The following is a 16,174-nucleotide window of genomic DNA, read 5'->3' as shown; positions in this document are numbered from 1 at the left end:
TGGACGTGTGAACAAATCCCTCACGTTGCTGGGCCTCCTCAGCCGCCAGCCCAGCTACGGCTACGATCTCAAGCATTCCTACGACCGCTACTTCGGAACCGGGAAGGCCCTGGCCTTTGGGCAGGTGTATTCCACCCTCGCCCGCATGGTTCGCGACGAACTGATCAACGCCCTGGGCGGGGAGACTGGCGCCGGACCGGACCGGAAGAAGTACGAAATCACTGCCGCCGGCCAGGTCAAGGTGCACGAGTGGCTGTTCACGCCCGACGTTCCCTCGGAGTCCCTCCAAAGCAACCTGTTTGCCAAGACCGTGATCGCCTTACTGCTCGAAGACGACGCCGACCGGCTGCTCGATGTGCAGCGCAGCGAACACATGGCCCGCATGCGTGAGCTGACCCGCCTGAAAAAGGACGCGGACCTGCTTCAGGTCCTGATGTGCGACCACGGCCTGTTCCACATCGAAGCCGATCTGCGCTGGATCGACCTCACGGGCGCCCGCCTGGCCCAACTCAAGAAGGAGCTCCAGAGCACATGAGCACGACTGGCACCGCGTCACCTATTCTCAGTGCCCGCGGCCTGCACCACTCCTTCGGGCAGACCAAGGCCCTACGCGGAATCGACCTCGACGTCCAGCGCGGCGAAGTGCTCGCCGTCATGGGCCCCTCAGGGTCCGGCAAATCCACGCTGCTGCACTGCCTGGCCGGTGTCCTTGTCCCCGACGGCGGTTCGGTGACCTACCGTCCCTCCGGTCGGTCACCGATGGAGACCAGCGCCCTCGGGGAGCCGAAACGGACCCGGCTGCGGCTGACCGATTTCGGGTTCGTGTTTCAGTTCGGCCAGCTGCTGCCGGAGCTCACTGCGGCGGACAACGTCAGCCTCCCGCTCCTGCTGGCCGGGACCCGGCGGCCGGAGGCGCTGCGCCGGTCCACGGAACTGCTGGAGCGCCTCGGCCTGGACGGGATGGCCGCCAGGCTGCCCGGCGAGCTGTCCGGAGGCCAGGCCCAGCGCGTCGCCGTTGCCCGCGCCATGGTGACATCCCCTGCCGTGTTGTTCGCCGATGAGCCCACGGGTTCGCTGGATTCCCTCGCTTCCGAAAACGTGCTGACTCTTATGCTCGAGCTTGTCCGTGAAGCGGGCACCACCGTGGTGATGATCACCCACGATGCCCGTACCGCCGCTTATGCGGACCGGGAGGTCATCGTGCGGGACGGCGGTATCGGTGCGGGATACCGGGTGACGGCGTGAATCCCGGATTGCTCAAACTGGCAGTCGTCGGCAGCCGGTCCGCCTACGGCAGGGTCGCCGGAATCGCCGGAGGGGTCGCCGTCGGAGTCTGCCTGCTGCTGTTGCTCTGGGGCGGCGCCAACGGGCTGAGCGCACGTGATGACCGCGGCGCCTGGCTGCGCGAAACCGGCCTGCCTTCCGTGGCCGCTCCCCTGACGGACGATCCGACCGCTTCGGCGCCCGCGACGCCGGTGCCGCTGACCGCGGACACGGTGCTTATGGAGGCGAACGCGGCGGAGGTCTTCCGCGACCGGCTGATCAACCGCCGCGACGTCGCGGCCCTCGAGGCGACCACCGTCAAGATCCCCGGCATCGGCAGCCCTCCGGAACCGGGGAGCTACTTTGCATCCCCGGCACTGCAGCGTCTGATCGAGTCAACTCCCCGGGACGAGCTTGGCGACCGTTTCGGGACGTTCGCCGGCACGATCGACGATGCTGCCTTGCCGGGACCTGATTCCCTGGTCATCGTCACGGGAGCAGCGGAAGCCGACCTCCGCCAGAACGGCAGGGCTTTCCTGGTGTCAGACTTCACGACCAACCCCTACGGTGGCAGCGCGGCCGCTTACAACACCGTGCTATCCATCGGGGCCATCGCGGTGTTCTTCCCTGTTCTGCTCCTGATCAGCATTGTCACCGGCCTGGGTGCTGCCCAGCGCCGGGAACGGTTCGCGACCCTGCGACTCATTGGCGCTTCCCCGCAGGCAATCTCACGGATCGCCGCCGTCGAAACCGCTGTCCCCAGCCTCATCGGGGCAGTCCTCGGCGTCGTGCTGGCCGCCGTCCTGCGGCCGGCTGCCGCACAGATACCGGTCAACGGCAGCAGGATGTTCGCCGCGGACCTGACCACCGGCTGGGCGGCGACCGCCGCCGTCGTCGCCGTGGTGGTCACCGCCTCGGCGCTCGTCGCCGCGCACCGCACTGCCCATGCAGGCATCGGCCCCTTGGGCGTGACGAGGGCTGTGCACGAAAAGACCCCCACCATATGGCGGAGCGTTCCCTTGCTGGCCGGCCTGGCCGCCATGATCACGGCTGTACTGATGATCCGGGTCATGGCGGTCCGGCTGCCGTGGTTGGAGTCCCCGCTCCTTATCGGCGGCTTCGTGCTGGTCCTCGTCGGCATCGTGGTCATCGGCCCGTGGCTTACCCGGCTGGTGAGCCGGCTGGGGCTGCGCCGGGCACGGAGCGCTGCGGGAGTCATTGCCGCCAGCCGGATCCAAAAGACTCCGGTGGCGACTTTCCGTTCCGTATCCGGGCTGGTGATCGCCGTGTTCGTCGTGTCCGTGTTCGCCGGAGGATCCAGCATCGTCGAATCAACGCAGGCGCCTCCTGCCCGGCCCGGCCTCCTCCAGCCCACCAGCCTCCACGCGACCGTGGCCGCCGGACACACCCCTGACCAGGTCGCGGACGCCGTCCGCGCAGCCGGGGAACTGCCGGGAATCCGGAACGCCACCATCGGCTACGGTCCGGCAGCCCTCTCCGAACGGGATGCCGGCCCGGAAATCTACCTTCGCGCCGCGGACGCTCCCGGCCTTGGGTTCGAGGACATCCCGGCAACAGAAACAGTCGCCGTCGATACGTCGTTCCTCCAGTACTGGACGACGCAGCCAGTGGCACTGACCCCGGCGCCGGCCGCCAACCTGGATGGACTAATCCCGGTGGTGATTGTGCTCGGCACCGACGGGACCCCCGAAGCCATGGACCGCGCCCGCACGGCATTGAACGGTTCAGCCGTCACGGCCATCCCGGCCACTGCCCGGCTGGACCTCCAGCTGCAGTCCTCCACGCGCCTGATCCAGGGCCTGGCGGCGCTCGCCTACCTCGGCATGTTTGTCGCAATCGCCATAGCCGGGCTGTCCCTGGCCGTCGCCACCGCCTCCGCCATCCTGGACCGGAAGAGAGTCCTCGGCCTGATGCGGCTGATGGGGATGCCCGTCTCGGTCCTGCGCCGGATCATCACGCGTGAGGCGGCCGTCCCGCTCCTGACCGTGGTGCTTCTCTCGGTCGGCCTGGGGTTCCTCGTGGCCTGGCTCATGGTGGCCTTCATTGACGACACGTACCGGGTGACCTGGCCTGCGCCCGAGTATTTCCTGGCCTTGGGCCTCAGCCTGGTCCTGGCCCTCGGAGCGGTCATCGCGACATTCAGCCTCATCCGCGGCAACACAGCGGTGACGGCCACACGCTTCGAATAGGGTCCGCTGCGTGGGCAGCACCAGCATTCCGGGCATCTCCGGATTGCTGCCAGCGGCCCGTCAGCGGCCTGTCAGCAGCCGGGACAGGGCTGATGCCAGCTCGGCGGCGTCAGGTCCAAGGCGCCGGCCGGTCTCGCGGGCCCGGTCCATCCGACCAATGCGGAGATCGCTGTCGACGAGCAGGGCAACGAGTTCCAGCCGGGCTGCTCCGGCCATCGCGGCGGACGATGCAAGGCTCTGGGCGGCCGCGCTCGCGGCCTGAGGGTCTCCGCTGGCCAAGGCACCTGCCACATTGTTGACCCTGGAGGGCAGCAGGACCAGGAAAAGGTTAAGGAATTCAAGAAGCCGGCTTTGGGCGTGGATGTTCCCGGCGAGCTCCTGCACCCGCGTGGGGTCGAGGACCGGGGCCCGGTTGATCCGGGCACGGTACCGACGCGGCCCCTGTTCGAGTGCTGCGGTCCGCTCCGGCAGCCCTGGCTCCGGACCGGTTTTGTTCTTACCTGACTTCAAGCTGAGACCCATGACGCCCATCCCCTCCCGTTAGCGGCCGACGACTTGCCTGTGGGAGCCCTACTCCCAGCGCAGTGCCGGTGGATCCAACATAGGGAGGGCTGACCGACCGGTCACGAGTGGCCGGTACCCGAATCACACCCGCTATCACCTGTCTCATGCGCACCACTACGTACCGACGCCACGGCCGCCGTGCAGATCCCGATCCTGTAACGCTCCGCCCGCGGGGGTTACGTGCGGCAGGCAGGAATGTGAGGATACGGGCATGAGCGAGGAAGTGATGGCCGTCCCTGCCGCCGGTCCGGCAGCGACCCCCAAACATGTAACCGGGCTGATCAATTCCCAGGGTTCCGCCGCAACGCGGGCCATGCGCGAGCAGGCCCGCCGCCGCCGCGATGCCGAGGCGAAACTGCAGCAGCACCTGCTGCAGACCCGCAGCAGGCAGTCCCCCGACCAGACGGTATCCATTCAGCATTAACCGCGACGGCGGCGGCCCACCTTTCAAGGTGAGCCGCCGCCGTCGTCGAACGTCAGTACGTGCCCGTCAGTCCTGAACCGTTAGTCGTTGATCAAATCGTTGACCACGATGGTCTGGTCACGGTCCGGGCCGACGCCGATCGCCGAGAACCGCGTGCCGGACAGCTTCTCGAGGGCCAGCACGTAGTTCTTGGCGTTCTCCGGGAGGTCCTCCAGGGTGCGCGCGCCGGTGATGTCCTCGGTCCAGCCCTCGAAGTACTCGAAGATCGGCTTGGCGTGGTGGAACTCGGTCTGGGTCATGGGCATTTCGTCGTGCCGCACGCCGTCCACGTCGTAGGCCACGCAGACCGGGATCTGCTCGATGCCGGTCAGCACGTCCAGCTTGGTGACGAAGTAGTCCGTGAAGCCGTTGACGCGTGAGGCGTGGCGCGCCAGCACGGCGTCGTACCAGCCGCAGCGGCGGGGGCGGCCTGTGTTGACGCCAAACTCGCCGCCGGTCTTCTGCAGGTACATGCCCATCTCATCGAAGAGTTCCGTGGGGAACGGTCCGGCGCCCACTCGCGTGGTGTAGGCCTTGATGATGCCTATGGAGCGCGAGATGCGGGTGGGGCCGATGCCAGAACCCACCGACGCGCCGCCGGCAGTCGGGTTGGAGGAAGTCACGAACGGGTACGTGCCGTGGTCCACGTCCAGGAAGGTGGCCTGGCCGCCCTCCATAAGGACCACCTTGCCCTCGTCCAGTGCCGTGTTCAGGACATAGGTGCTGTCGATGACCAGCGGGCGGAGACGCTCGGCGAAGGACAGGAAGTAGTCCACGATCTCGTCCACCTCGATGTCGCGGCGGTTGTACACCTTGACGAGGAGTTCGTTTTTCTGGCGCAGCGATCCTTCGACCTTCTGGCGCAGGATCGAAGCGTCGAAAACGTCCTGCACGCGGATGCCCAGGCGGGCCACCTTGTCCATATAGGCCGGGCCGATGCCGCGGCCGGTGGTGCCGATGGCACGGCTGCCGAGGAAGCGCTCGGTGACCTTGTCCAGCACCTGGTGGTAGGGCGCCACAAGGTGGGCGTTGGCGGAGACGCGGAGCTTGGAGGTGTCCGCACCGCGGGCCTCCAAGCCGTCAATTTCCTGGAACAGTGCTTCGAGGTTCACCACGCAGCCGTTGCCGATGATCGGAACCGCGTTCGGGCTCAGGATGCCGGCAGGAAGGAGCTTGAGCTCATACTTCTCACCGCCCACGACGACGGTGTGCCCGGCGTTGTTGCCGCCGTTCGGCTTGACCACGTAGTCGACGCGGCCGCCAAGCAGGTCAGTGGCTTTACCTTTGCCTTCGTCGCCCCACTGGGCTCCGACGATCACGATTGCTGGCATGGGATCCTCCCCCATTCGTTCGGGCCGGACCGCAGCCGGTTCACCGAAGTGGCCAGCCAGGTACAACGCCGTTCATGAGAATGCCCCGAATTCCACTGCCGTACCTGTCCGGCCAACTGGCCGTCACGCACAACGCAAGAGTTCCGGGGCTCTTACCACCCAAGTTTAGCCGATATGAGTGGCAAGCACCGCTTTAGCCCCTCACCGGGGCGGCTTCACACCAGGTTCACCCCAGGTCAGGGAGTTGCGGAATCTTCCTTGAATGGAATTAAGAGTGACCCATCCCGAGCGGCCGAGAGACCTGGATCGTTGACGCCGCAGCAACCCTGGAAACCTCGGTGGTGGACGTAGTCCAGCGGCAGAAGGACGTGGGCATCGACATCCCCAATGACGGGGAGTACGGCCACGCCATGGCCAGCTCCGTGGACTACGGCGCCTGGTGGAACTATTCCTTCTCCCGGCTCGGCGGGCTGGAGCCCACGAACGTTGACCGCTGGGCCGACGCCGAAGTGCACCGTTCCTCGCCCGGCAATATCGTGCTCACGTCCTTCCCGGACCGTCGGGACAGGCAGAAGTTCAACGACGCCTATAACGACCCCTCGTCCGGGATCCTGGCGCACCGCAAAAGCGTCGCCCAGCCCAAGATCGCCGGTCCCCTGACCTACACAGGGCACGACCTGGTGGCGTCGGACATCACCAACCTGAAGACTGGCCTGGCCGCTGCCGGGCTGGCCGAGGGTTTCGTGGCGTCCCTCTCCCCCGGCTCCTGCGCCCGGGTGGCCAACGAGTACTACGCTTCCGACGAAGAGCTCGTCTATGCCTGCGCCGACGCCATGCGTGAGGAATACAAGGCAATCATCGACGCCGGCCTCACCGTGCAGCTGGATGATCCCTCGCTTGCTGAAAGCTGGGACCAGATCAATCCCGAGCCGAGCCTGGCGGACTACCTGAAGTTCATCCAGCTTCGCGTCGAGGCCACGAACTGGGCACTCCGGGACCTCCCCCAGGACCAGATCCGCCTGCACGTGTGCTGGGGCTCCTGGCACGGCCCGCACACCACCGACATCCCCTTCGCGGACATCATCGGCTCGGTGCTTCAGGTCAACGCCGGAGCCTACTCCTTCGAAGCTGCCAACGTTCGGCACGAACATGAGTGGCGGGTCTGGGAGGACACCAGGCTCCCCGAAGGCAAGGTCATCATCCCGGGCGTCGTCTCGCACGCCACCAACGTGGTGGAGCACCCGGACCTGGTGGCGGACAGGATCGTCAAGTTCGCGGAGCTGGTGGGGCGCGAGAACGTCATAGCGTCCACCGACTGCGGGCTGGGCGCCGCGTCCACCCGCAGATTGCCGTGGCCAAACTGGAGTCCCTGGGCGAAGGTGCACGCCGCGCCACCAAGCGGCTGTGGTGACGGCCTAGGGTAATCTCCCTCACCTCGTGCACCTGAATGCCGGGTCTACCGATGACGGCCGGCCCGGCATTTCGCCGGGCTTGATAGACTGATAAGGATCGATCAGGAATCGGTCCACTCACCACATTTTCACACCACACCGTATCTGGCGTGCCGCTAATTGGCCTGCCCGCATCCGATGTGGCAGCGTCACCGATCCCGCAGGAGACACAGCAATACATGACAGCCCTGGCTACTGAATCTTTCCGCGAGCAGCTTCTGAGCCGCCGTTACGAACCCAACGTCGCAGTTGTCAATGAGCTGTGCGATACCTTCCAGAGCCTCAAGCCGGACACTGTGGTCCCCTACGTGGACCCGATGCACGACGTCGACGAGTGCCGCATCATCAGCCTGTACTCCAACATCGGCACCGCCGATGAATCCGGTTTCATCACCGCCGGCGACAGCGAAGCTGCCACCCGCATGCTCGGCGTGCAGTGGAAGCTGGGCCTGCGCCCCGAGTTCGTCATGCCCTGGAACGTCCACCCGTGGCACATCCCCGGCGAACCCAACGGCAAGTTCACGCCGGACCAGATTTCGGCCGGCCTCAAGCCGCTGCTGAAGTTCCTCGCGCTGGTTCCCCGTGCCTCCGTGATCGTGGCCCACGGTACCGAAGCCAACCGCCTGGCCCAGCTGCTCCTGAAGACCGAAGTGCCGCTGCTGTGGCGCCGGGGCCTGAAGACCTACAAGGTCCGCTCACTCAGCGGCCGCGCCTTCGCCGGAACCGAGGCGCGCCAGCAGCAGTACCTCGACGAAATGCACGTTGTGTACGCAGACGCCATGGCCCGCACCGGCCTCACCAAGGCTAACTAACCGCACTGAAGCACATACGACGGCGGCTCCCCACCCGGAAAGGTGGGGAGCCGCCGTCGTTAACCCAGTTACGTGCCTTCGATGGCCGCCTTGGCGGTGGGATCGGAGTCATTGAGGAACTTCTCAATGCGCTCCGGTTCCTCTGCCTCGCCGATGGCCGACGATGCACGGCCCAGCGCGTACAGGGCGCGCAGGAAGCCGCGGTTGGGCTCGTGTTCCCACGGGATGGGTCCTACGCCGCGCCAGCCGTTGCGCCGCAGCGAATCCAGGCCCCGGTGGTAGCCAACGCGGGCGTAGGCATAGGAATCGACAATCCGGCCCTCATTCCAGGCTTCCTCGGCCAGGATGGCCCACAGAAGCGAGGACGTGGGGTGCTTCGCCACAAGATCCAGTGCCTCCTGGCCGAGAGCCAGGTGCTGGTAGATCTCGGACTCCGCGGGCAGGAGCGTGGGCTCCGGGCCCATCAGGTTCCTGCGGAACTCGTCGGACATGATTAGAAGGTCTTTCCGGCCGAGCCGAGCTGCTTGGTGGCCTCAACCACGCGGGCAGCCAGTCCGGCTTCAGCGGAGGCGCCCCAGACGCGCGGGTCGTAGGTCTTCTTGTTGCCTACCTCGCCGTCAACCTTCAGCACGCCGTCGTAGTTCTTGAACATGTGGTCCGCCACGGGACGCGTGTAGGCGTACTGGGTGTCGGTGTCGATGTTCATCTTGATGGTGCCGTAGGAAACGGCGTCCGCGATTTCCTGGTCCGAAGAGCCGGAGCCGCCGTGGAAGACCAGGTCGAACGGGCTTTCCTTGCCGATCTTTGCGCCGACCTGGGCCTGGATGTCCTTGAGGATCTCCGGGCGCAGCTTCACGCCGCCGGGCTTGTACACGCCGTGCACGTTGCCGAAGGTCAGGGCGGTGATGTAGCGGCCGTTCTCGCCGGCGCCGAGGGCCTCGATGGTGGCCAGGGCGTCTTCCACCGTGGTGTAGAGCTTCTCGTTGATCTCGTTTTCGACGCCGTCTTCTTCGCCGCCGACCGTGCCGATCTCGACCTCGAGGATCATCTTGGCAGCGGCGGTGCGCTCCAGGAGTTCACGGGCGATGCGCAGGTTTTCCTGCAGGGTCTCGGCGGAGCCGTCCCACATGTGCGAGTTGAAGATCGGGTTGCGTCCGGCCTTAACCTCGGCCTCCGAAGCGGCCAGCAGCGGCAGGACAAAGCCGTCCAGCTTGTCCTTGGGGCAGTGGTCCGTGTGCAGCGCGATGTTGACGCCGTAGTTCTTGGCTACTTCGCGGGCGAATGCCGCGAAGCCCAGGGAGCCGGCAACCATGTCCTTGGTCGAGGCGCCTGACCAGTAGGCTGCGCCGCCGGTGGAAACCTGGACGATGCCGTCGGACTCTGCCTCGGCGAAGCCGCGCAGGGCCGCGTTCAGCGTCTGCGAGGACGTGACGTTGACTGCCGGGAAAGCAAAGCCGCCCGCCTTTGCGCGGTCGATCATCTCGGAGTAGATCTCTGGGGTTGCAATGGGCATGCTGACTCCTAAAGTGAATTTCGTCTACGGGTTGTGTTGACCCTGGAGTGAACCTCGTCGGCTAGCACCCATCCTAGCCATTTCTGCGCGGGGGCAGTGTTTCGGGTCACTGGCCGGGTAACACTTTGCGCTGCGCGCGCCCGAAGTGGCAGTACGCGGCAGTCCTTGCCTCGCCGGCATTGCCGCGAAGTGCCAACTCGGCGGGGTTTTAGACGTGCTGGCTGAACACGTGGCGGCGGATCCAGGCGTGCATGGCGATGGCCGCAGCGGACGCCGCGTTGATGGACCGGGTGGAGCCGAACTGTTCGATCGACAGGGTGTCCACGGCCGCCTCGTGGACTTCCGGAGTCAGGCCCGGGCCTTCCTGGCCGAACACCAGGACGCAGTTTTTCGGGAGGTCGTAGGTTTCCAGGGGCACGGAATCGGGGAAGATGTCGATGCCGATGATGGCCAGCCCCTCCCCCTGCGCCCACGCCACAAAGTCCTCAACCGTGGGGTGGTGGCGGACGTGCTGGTAGCGGTCGGTGACCATGGCTCCGCGGCGGTTCCACCGGCGTCGCCCAATGATGTGCACTTCCTTGGCGAGGAAGGCGTTGGCGGTGCGCACGACGGTGCCGATGTTGAGGTCGTGCTGCCAGTTTTCGATGGCGATGTGGAAGTCGTGGCGCTTGGAGTCGAGGTCCGCCACGATGGCCTCGTGCTTCCAGTAGCGGTACTTGTCCACCACGTTCCGGCGGTCCCCGTCGGCCAGGAGGTCCGGGTCCCAGTGCTCACCCTCGGGAAACTCGCCTTCCCAGGGCCCGACGCCGACCTCCGCCTTGGGTTCCGGTTCCTCCCCGGGTGGAGGAACGGGCAGGGCTGGGGTCTGGGGGTGGTCAGTCACCCCTCAACTTTAGCGGCGTCCAACCCGGCCGGTGGCCGCAGTGCCCCGGCCGGGACGGACACCGGACCGGCTAGCCGTCCAGCTTCCAGCGGTTCGCCCGGTACGAGTTGCCGATCTTTTCCAGGGCCTCCGGGTTGGCGCTCCAGTAGCTTTCGTGTCCGCTGACGCCAACCATCTGCGGCGTGCCCCACGGTGTCACGGTAAACAGGTTGACGGCCCGGATGGCGTCGCCCCCGGCATTGGTGCACGTGAAGCCGACCACGACAGCGGCCGCACGGCGGAACTCCCGGATTTCCGGCGTCGACGCCTCAAAGCCGCCGGCGCACTTGTGGCCGACGAGATGCTGCGGCAGTTCAGCGGCGGGGATGGCCTTGAGCTTTGCCTCGATGTCCTTGATCGCTGCCTGGACCTTCGCGGGTTCCTTGCCGTACTTGCCTTCCTCCGCCTCTGCGAAGAAGGCGAAGGCCGTGGAAATGCCGTCACCGTCACGCTCTTCGGTGCCCTTGGCGACCTGCTGCATGGGGGCGCCGGTGGACGGATCCTTGGTGATCCCGAACGTGTCGTCGCTGCTCCAGGCGGACAGGTAGGAGAACGAGGATTCCCCGGTGACAAACCGGTTGTACAGCGGGTCGTCGTCGGCCGGAATCTTGGCGGGACCCTGCAGTTCAGCCCACCCTGCCGGAAGCGGGAAGGCCCCGGCGGGCATGCCGTCCGAGCCGGGATCAGCCGACGGCGCCGCGGATTCCTCGGGGGCAGGGCTCTCCCCGGCCGCCTCCGATGACGCGGCTTCGGATGACGTTGCCGCAGGCGCAGGATTCCCTTCCGCCTGCGGCTTGCTGAACGCCGGAATGACCCAGACGAAAACGGCAACCAGCGCAACGATGACGGCGGCGGCAACGGCGGCCAGCACAATGATCAGGTTCTTGTTGTTGCGCTGGGGCTGGGCCGTGTGGGGCTGGGCCGCGTATGGGTGCTGCTGGAACTGCTGCGGCGGGTAAGGACGAGCCTGCCGGCCCTGCGGCGGGCGGGGCACCTCAGGGTACCTCTCAGTATCTCCGGCCCGGTTTTCTCCGGGCGGCGGTGCACTGTAGTTGTTGCTCATGGTGGGCCCTTTCAGGTGCTTGCGGGCATCCTGCGGTTCCCTGGATGCCTGCTGATGTCCGGCGGCGGGGATCCGCCGGCGCATGCCGGCACAACAAACCGCCGCGGATATCCCCCAATCCGTGGCCGCTGGCACCTGGTGCCAGCTACGAGCCTAACGGAACGGCACCGTCCCGGAACGCCGCGGCTTGTCCGTCATTCCCGGCCACCGGATGTTCCGCCGTCCGAAAAATGACAGACTGGGAGCCGGAACCGGCACATCAGCGTTGGAGGATCAGCATGGCAGAGTCAGACGAAGTACGTTCATCAGCAGCGGTTTACCGAAGCGGCCAGGAAATCGAATGCTGGCTGACTGACATGGACGGCGTCCTGGTCCACGAAAACCAGCCGATCCCAGGCGCCGCTGAACTGATCCAGCGCTGGGTGGACACCTCCAAGCGTTTCCTGGTGCTCACCAACAACTCCATCTTCACGCCCCGCGACCTGGCCGCGCGCCTGCGTTCCTCCGGCCTGGAGATCCCCGAGGAGAACATCTGGACTTCGGCCCTGGCCACCGCCCAGTTCCTGAAGGACCAGGTGCGCGGCTCGGATTCCGGGAACCGCGCCTACACTATCGGCGAGGCAGGGCTTACGACGGCGCTGCACGAGGCCGGCTTCATCCTCACCGACCAGAACCCGGACTTTGTGGTGCTTGGCGAGACACGCACCTACTCCTTCGAGGCCATCACGATGGCCATCCGGCTAATCCTGGCAGGCGCCCGCTTCATCGCCACCAACCCGGATGCCACCGGCCCGTCCAAGGACGGCCCCATGCCCGCCACCGGAGCCATCGCGGCGCTGATTACCAAAGCCACCGGCCGTGAGCCCTACATTGTGGGCAAGCCGAACCCCATGATGTTCCGTTCGGCCATGAACCAGATCGACGCCCATTCCGAGACCACCGCCATGATCGGCGACCGGATGGACACCGACATCATCGCCGGCATGGAGGCCGGGCTGCACACGGTGCTGGTCCTCAGCGGAATCACCCACAAGGACGACATTGCCGCCTACCCGTTCCGGCCCAACCAGATCCTGAACTCGGTGGCAGACCTCAAGAGCCAGATCTAGGCCCGGACCTGGCGGGCCGGCTCAGAATGCGGTCATCCTGTGCCCGCCGGAAGGCAGCGGGAAGATCTCATCCTGCAGTTCCTCGATGATGGGCCGGTAGACGAACGGGTTCCACTGCGGGCTGGCATGCGCGGGCAGTGCGTCCTCGGTGCGGCGGTCATTGGACACCATGTTGGCGGCAAACGTCTGTGCCCACGACTGGCGGGCCGTCTCGTAGTTCACGGTGCCATCACGGGGGTTACCGATGAAGGCCATCCTGGTCCCGCCCAGCATGCCGGCGAACCGGGTGGCGTCAAAGTGGTAGATGTAGGCGGATTCGGACTGGATCAGCACGCTGGACGGGGCAATCGGCGACAACTGCTCCAGGCTTTGGTCCAGCACCTGCCGCCAGGACCGTTCGTCCTTGTGCACGATGCGCTCGCCCAGCTCATACCCGCCGCGGAGCACAGTGGGAACCCGGAAGCCGCCCTCGTAGAGAACCACTACGCCTTCGAACCAGCTTTGGTCCAGGACGTCGAACTTGCTGTACGGGCTGGAGTCCAAGAGGATGAATTCAACCTCCACGCCGTGCAGTTCGCGCAGGCGGGCAGCGACCTGGGTGGCCACCATGCCGCCGAAGCTGTGGCCGTAGAAGTACAGGCTGGTCAGCTTTTTGGCGCGGACGTATTCAATGACCGCGATCACAATCTGGTCAATGTCCAGCCCCTCGTTGGAATAGCCGACGGCGGCAAGCTGGCCGCGCTGGCGCAGGGCTCCGCGCAGGGAGTTGAGGATCCACTGTGCTTCCTCCCAGCTGGTTTTATAACCTGGAAACAGGATCCAGCTTGAGTGCGGGTAGTAGCTCTCGGCAAAATCATCGCCAACAGTCAAGATTTTGTTGGTACGGCGTTCCGCCTGGACGTACCTGGTGAAGAACATATCCGCGGCCAGCAGCGACGCCGCGCCCGTCCCCATCAGGAAATTGCGCCGGGAAAAGCGCTTGAGTTCGGCGGCATGCTTGAGGAGGCGGCCCTCGGCTGATCCGGGGCCGCCCTCAGGCTGTGATGGGTCCTGGACACGCGGCACACCTCTACCGTAGCCACAGCGGAACCCGTATATGAAACCCGCGAAACCAGCTAGATCACGGGCTCGGCCGGACGCGCCGCCAGTTCGTCCGTTGAGTTGTTCCGGCCGGCTACGGCGCTTTCCCGCCGTGAAAGCTCCATCCCGATCGCGTCGTACTGCGCCAGCAGCTCCGTACCGGAAATCGCGGCGGGATCGTCCAGGAGACCGAAGACGGAGTCGCTGGCTGCCAGGAGCTCGTCGTCGGAATACTGGGCCAGGGGTCCGCATCCCGAAGGGTCGATGGAGGCCGCGAATTCGCCGGTGATTTCCAAGGTTTTCGAACCGGGTCCGGCGTCAAGGGCCAAGGAGTCCGGCCGCGGCATGAATTCGAGCGAAACGCCTGAGGCGCCGGAGCCGTCGCCGTCGGGGGCCACGCCGTCGATCGCGTTGAGGTCGTTGCGGAGCCCCACCAACGCGGGCGATTCAACGAATGCGGCCTGGGAGAGATCCACCCGGATGTGGGCAGTGATGCCCATGCGGCGGATGCGCCGGATAACATGCACCAGGGCGGGTCGGGATTCCTGGTTGAGGCTGCCCCGGACTTCGATCCGAACAACGTCGGCGACGACGTCCAGTTTAACGAGGGCGTGAAGTTTGCGGTCCATAGGTACTCCAAAAAAGGGTGTCTATGGCCGACGGCTCAACCTTGGACAGCGTATCCTCCGCCGGGCGGCACCACAAGCCCGAAGTTCAGGGCAGGGACGCTGCCCGTGCGACTGTTCGGCCCTGTTTCCAGGCCCTGCTTTGCAGGCCCTTCTACCCGGCCTGGCTTCGGCCCTGTCCGCGGTCCTGGCCCTGGCCGGGCTCCTCGAAGTGGGTCCGCGTGCCCGCTCCTCCCACGGAATCCACCAGCGACTTGGCGATGTCCCGCAGCTTGACGTTGCTGTTGCTGGACGCGTCAGTCAGGATCTGCACCGCCGCCTCCTGGCTGCAGCGGTTCTGCGCCATGACAATGCCTATGGCGATGTCGATGGTGGTCCTTGATTCCAGCGTGGCACGGAGGTTCGTGGCACTGTCCGTGTGCAGCGAGAACCTGACGGCCAGGCGGAGGGCCTGCGAGATTTCCCGGGTGTACTCCCGGGCTCGCGCCGCCGCCCTTTCATCAAACTTCCGCGGAACATCGGAGTAGAGGTTCAGGGCAGCCTTCGCATCGCCCTGCAGGGTGAAGGGCAGCGACAGCACCGACCGCAGCCCGTGGGAGGCGACGGCGTTGGCGTAGTCGGGACCCCACCGGTCCTCTTCGAAGAGATCCGGGACGTGAACCTCGCGTTCCTCCTGCGCTGCAGTCAGGCAGGGTCCCTGCGAAAGCCTGTACTGGATCTCGTCCACCTCGCGCGCCGAATCGCTGCTCCAGCCGATGGTGGCAGCCTTGCGGTCCCGGAGCAATGTGATGCCGCAGAGTGCGTCATCGCCGTCGCCCGCCATCTGGTGCGCGGAAAAGCGCGCCAATTCGTTGAGGAAGTCCTCGAAATCGGCACTCTCCAGAATGAGGTTCTGGATCTGGTCCACGGTGGTGGGTACTGGGTTGGACGGGAGCATGGCGCGTTCTCTCCAGGTGCGTGACTTGTAATTGAGCTACACAAATTGTAGGGTCACGCCTTGCGGCCATCCAAGCCGAATTAGCTTCCGGCTGAATCGTGCCGATACGCTGCCGCCATACCCCTAGCTCAGGCCGAGTTCATCCTTACCGAAGGCGAACAGGTAGGGAACACCGGTCTCGGCCTCGATCTTTTCCTTCGCACCGGTGTCGCGGTCCACGATCACGGCGACAGCCACAACGTTGCCGCCGGCCTTGCGGACACCCTCGACGGCGGTCAGCGCGGAGCCGCCGGTGGTGGACGTGTCCTCAAGCACCAGGACTTTGCGGCCCTCCACCGAGGGCCCTTCCACTTGTCGGCCCATGCCGTAGGATTTCTGCGCCTTGCGGACAACGAACGCGTCGACGCTGCGCCCGGCGTCCCCGGCGGCGTGCATCACGGCGGTGCCCACGGGATCGGCTCCCATGGTGAGCCCGCCGGCGCACTCAAAGTCGATGCCGGCCTCGTCGATTAGCGAGAGCATGACCTGGCCTACCAGCTTGGACGCCTCGTGGTGCAGCGTGATGCGGCGGAGATCAATGTAGTAGTCGGCCTCGGCTCCGCTGGACAGGATCACCTTGCCGCGGACCACGGCGAGTTCTTTGATGAGTTCAAGCAGGCGGGCACGGGCGGCGGCAGCATCTGCTGCAGGGGCGCTGGAGGCAGTCATGGGGTCCAGTTTAGTGGCTCCGCGGTTTGTGACGGCCCGCATCCGCGGTGCCGGGGGGCGGACTCCGGAACGGGGCTAGGACCGCAGGGTAAAGCCCACGGGACTTTCTACTCTATGCAGCT

General features: G+C 65.8%; 16 protein-coding genes and 1 pseudogene. 7 read left to right on the top strand and 10 right to left on the bottom strand.

All coding sequences use genetic code 11. The features are described 5' to 3' along the window. Positions 1–7 precede the first annotated feature (7 nt). Genes JOE41_RS13770 through JOE41_RS13760 form a run of 3 tightly spaced genes read left to right on the top strand, consistent with a single transcriptional unit; the run spans position 8 to position 3,473 of the window. The gene (locus tag JOE41_RS13770) at positions 8–535 is read left to right on the top strand and encodes a PadR family transcriptional regulator (RefSeq protein WP_011690395.1); all 528 of its coding nucleotides are present in this window, start codon (positions 8–10) and stop codon (positions 533–535) included. Next, positions 532–1,245 (top strand): ABC transporter ATP-binding protein, encoded by a 714-nt coding sequence (locus JOE41_RS13765; protein ID WP_011690394.1) that lies wholly within the window; start codon positions 532–534, stop codon positions 1,243–1,245. The genes JOE41_RS13770 and JOE41_RS13765 overlap by 4 nt, the downstream gene beginning before the upstream one ends. After that, positions 1,242–3,473, top strand: a complete 2,232-nt coding sequence (locus JOE41_RS13760; RefSeq protein ID WP_209752671.1) for an ABC transporter permease — start codon at positions 1,242–1,244, stop codon at positions 3,471–3,473. Before JOE41_RS13765 ends, JOE41_RS13760 begins: the two co-directional genes overlap by 4 nt. Positions 3,474–3,533: 60 nt before the next feature. Here JOE41_RS13760 and JOE41_RS13755 read toward each other — a convergent pair whose 3' ends face one another. Next, on the bottom strand, positions 3,534–3,995 hold the full coding sequence (locus JOE41_RS13755; protein WP_011690392.1) for an Hpt domain-containing protein: 462 nt from the start codon (positions 3,993–3,995) through the stop codon (positions 3,534–3,536). A 253-nt stretch (positions 3,996–4,248) separates the two neighbouring features. Here JOE41_RS13755 and JOE41_RS13750 point away from each other — a divergent pair, with 253 nt between their 5' ends. Beyond that, on the top strand, positions 4,249–4,461 hold the full coding sequence (locus tag JOE41_RS13750) for a hypothetical protein (RefSeq protein ID WP_011690391.1): 213 nt from the start codon (positions 4,249–4,251) through the stop codon (positions 4,459–4,461). An 80-nt stretch (positions 4,462–4,541) separates the two neighbouring features. Here JOE41_RS13750 and JOE41_RS13745 read toward each other — a convergent pair whose 3' ends face one another. Beyond that, complete coding sequence (locus tag JOE41_RS13745; protein ID WP_011690390.1) at positions 4,542–5,831, bottom strand: adenylosuccinate synthase; 1,290 nt, start codon at positions 5,829–5,831, stop codon at positions 4,542–4,544. 326 nt (positions 5,832–6,157) lie between these two features. On the opposite strand from JOE41_RS13745, the pseudogene JOE41_RS13740 reads away from it, so the two are divergent. Together JOE41_RS13740 and JOE41_RS13735 are read left to right on the top strand one after the other, a co-directional pair. Continuing rightward, a pseudogene (locus JOE41_RS13740) lies at positions 6,158–7,242 on the top strand (cobalamin-independent methionine synthase II family protein); the annotation flags it as partial. 219 nt (positions 7,243–7,461) lie between these two features. Next, positions 7,462–8,094 carry a uracil-DNA glycosylase gene (locus JOE41_RS13735; RefSeq protein WP_011690388.1) on the top strand — a complete coding sequence of 211 codons (633 nt, stop codon included), beginning with the start codon at positions 7,462–7,464 and terminating at the stop codon, positions 8,092–8,094. A 68-nt stretch (positions 8,095–8,162) separates the two neighbouring features. Here the strand turns inward: JOE41_RS13735 and JOE41_RS13730 are convergent, their stop codons facing one another. From JOE41_RS13730 to JOE41_RS13715, 4 genes are all read right to left on the bottom strand, one after another. Further along, positions 8,163–8,585, bottom strand: coding sequence for a DUF3151 domain-containing protein (locus JOE41_RS13730; RefSeq protein WP_011690387.1), 423 nt, complete (start codon positions 8,583–8,585; stop codon positions 8,163–8,165). A 2-nt stretch (positions 8,586–8,587) separates the two neighbouring features. Beyond that, positions 8,588–9,607 carry a class II fructose-bisphosphate aldolase gene (gene fbaA / locus JOE41_RS13725; protein WP_209752670.1) on the bottom strand — a complete coding sequence of 340 codons (1,020 nt, stop codon included), beginning with the start codon at positions 9,605–9,607 and terminating at the stop codon, positions 8,588–8,590. A gap of 208 nt (positions 9,608–9,815) precedes the next feature. Beyond that, positions 9,816–10,490: a TrmH family RNA methyltransferase gene (locus JOE41_RS13720; protein ID WP_011690385.1), complete on the bottom strand. Its 675-nt coding sequence runs from the start codon at positions 10,488–10,490 to the stop codon at positions 9,816–9,818. Between the two features lie 70 nt (positions 10,491–10,560). Next, complete coding sequence (locus tag JOE41_RS13715) at positions 10,561–11,592, bottom strand: hypothetical protein (protein ID WP_245200717.1); 1,032 nt, start codon at positions 11,590–11,592, stop codon at positions 10,561–10,563. 278 nt (positions 11,593–11,870) lie between these two features. On the opposite strand from JOE41_RS13715, the gene JOE41_RS13710 reads away from it, so the two are divergent. Further along, a complete protein-coding gene (locus tag JOE41_RS13710; RefSeq protein ID WP_011690383.1) occupies positions 11,871–12,701 on the top strand; it encodes an HAD-IIA family hydrolase in 831 nt (276 codons plus the stop codon). Between the two features lie 21 nt (positions 12,702–12,722). Here JOE41_RS13710 and JOE41_RS13705 read toward each other — a convergent pair whose 3' ends face one another. The 4 genes from JOE41_RS13705 to pyrE form a co-directional block, all read right to left on the bottom strand. After that, complete coding sequence (locus JOE41_RS13705) at positions 12,723–13,766, bottom strand: thioesterase domain-containing protein (protein ID WP_209752668.1); 1,044 nt, start codon at positions 13,764–13,766, stop codon at positions 12,723–12,725. A gap of 50 nt (positions 13,767–13,816) precedes the next feature. After that, positions 13,817–14,410 carry a hypothetical protein gene (locus tag JOE41_RS13700; protein ID WP_043429315.1) on the bottom strand — a complete coding sequence of 198 codons (594 nt, stop codon included), beginning with the start codon at positions 14,408–14,410 and terminating at the stop codon, positions 13,817–13,819. A gap of 151 nt (positions 14,411–14,561) precedes the next feature. Further along, entirely contained in the window at positions 14,562–15,344 is a 783-nt protein-coding gene (locus JOE41_RS13695; protein ID WP_011690381.1) for a GAF and ANTAR domain-containing protein, read from the bottom strand. A 123-nt stretch (positions 15,345–15,467) separates the two neighbouring features. Next, on the bottom strand, positions 15,468–16,052 hold the full coding sequence (gene pyrE, locus JOE41_RS13690; protein ID WP_011690380.1) for an orotate phosphoribosyltransferase: 585 nt from the start codon (positions 16,050–16,052) through the stop codon (positions 15,468–15,470). Positions 16,053–16,174: the final 122 nt, after the last annotated feature.

This window comes from Arthrobacter sp. PvP103, from assembly GCF_017833075.1.
Lineage (GTDB): Bacteria > Actinomycetota > Actinomycetes > Actinomycetales > Micrococcaceae > Arthrobacter.
The sequence above is the reverse complement of the archived record's forward strand: the minus strand, read 5'-3'. Positions and strand labels throughout refer to the sequence as shown.

What these genes read in the sequence shown, in the direction of transcription:
- JOE41_RS13765 (WP_011690394.1), top strand. Translation starts at nt 532, where the DNA reads ATGAGCACGACTGGCACCGCGTCACCTATTCTCAGTGCCCGCGGCCTG.
- JOE41_RS13755 (WP_011690392.1), bottom strand. Translation starts at nt 3,995, where the DNA reads ATGGGTCTCAGCTTGAAGTCAGGTAAGAACAAAACCGGTCCGGAGCCA.
- JOE41_RS13750 (WP_011690391.1), top strand. Translation starts at nt 4,249, where the DNA reads ATGAGCGAGGAAGTGATGGCCGTCCCTGCCGCCGGTCCGGCAGCGACC.
- JOE41_RS13745 (WP_011690390.1), bottom strand. Translation starts at nt 5,831, where the DNA reads ATGCCAGCAATCGTGATCGTCGGAGCCCAGTGGGGCGACGAAGGCAAA.
- JOE41_RS13735 (WP_011690388.1), top strand. Translation starts at nt 7,462, where the DNA reads ATGACAGCCCTGGCTACTGAATCTTTCCGCGAGCAGCTTCTGAGCCGC.
- JOE41_RS13730 (WP_011690387.1), bottom strand. Translation starts at nt 8,585, where the DNA reads ATGTCCGACGAGTTCCGCAGGAACCTGATGGGCCCGGAGCCCACGCTC.
- fbaA (WP_209752670.1), bottom strand. Translation starts at nt 9,607, where the DNA reads ATGCCCATTGCAACCCCAGAGATCTACTCCGAGATGATCGACCGCGCA.
- JOE41_RS13715 (WP_245200717.1), bottom strand. Translation starts at nt 11,592, where the DNA reads ATGAGCAACAACTACAGTGCACCGCCGCCCGGAGAAAACCGGGCCGGA.
- JOE41_RS13710 (WP_011690383.1), top strand. Translation starts at nt 11,871, where the DNA reads ATGGCAGAGTCAGACGAAGTACGTTCATCAGCAGCGGTTTACCGAAGC.
- JOE41_RS13700 (WP_043429315.1), bottom strand. Translation starts at nt 14,410, where the DNA reads ATGGACCGCAAACTTCACGCCCTCGTTAAACTGGACGTCGTCGCCGAC.
- JOE41_RS13695 (WP_011690381.1), bottom strand. Translation starts at nt 15,344, where the DNA reads ATGCTCCCGTCCAACCCAGTACCCACCACCGTGGACCAGATCCAGAAC.
- pyrE (WP_011690380.1), bottom strand. Translation starts at nt 16,052, where the DNA reads ATGACTGCCTCCAGCGCCCCTGCAGCAGATGCTGCCGCCGCCCGTGCC.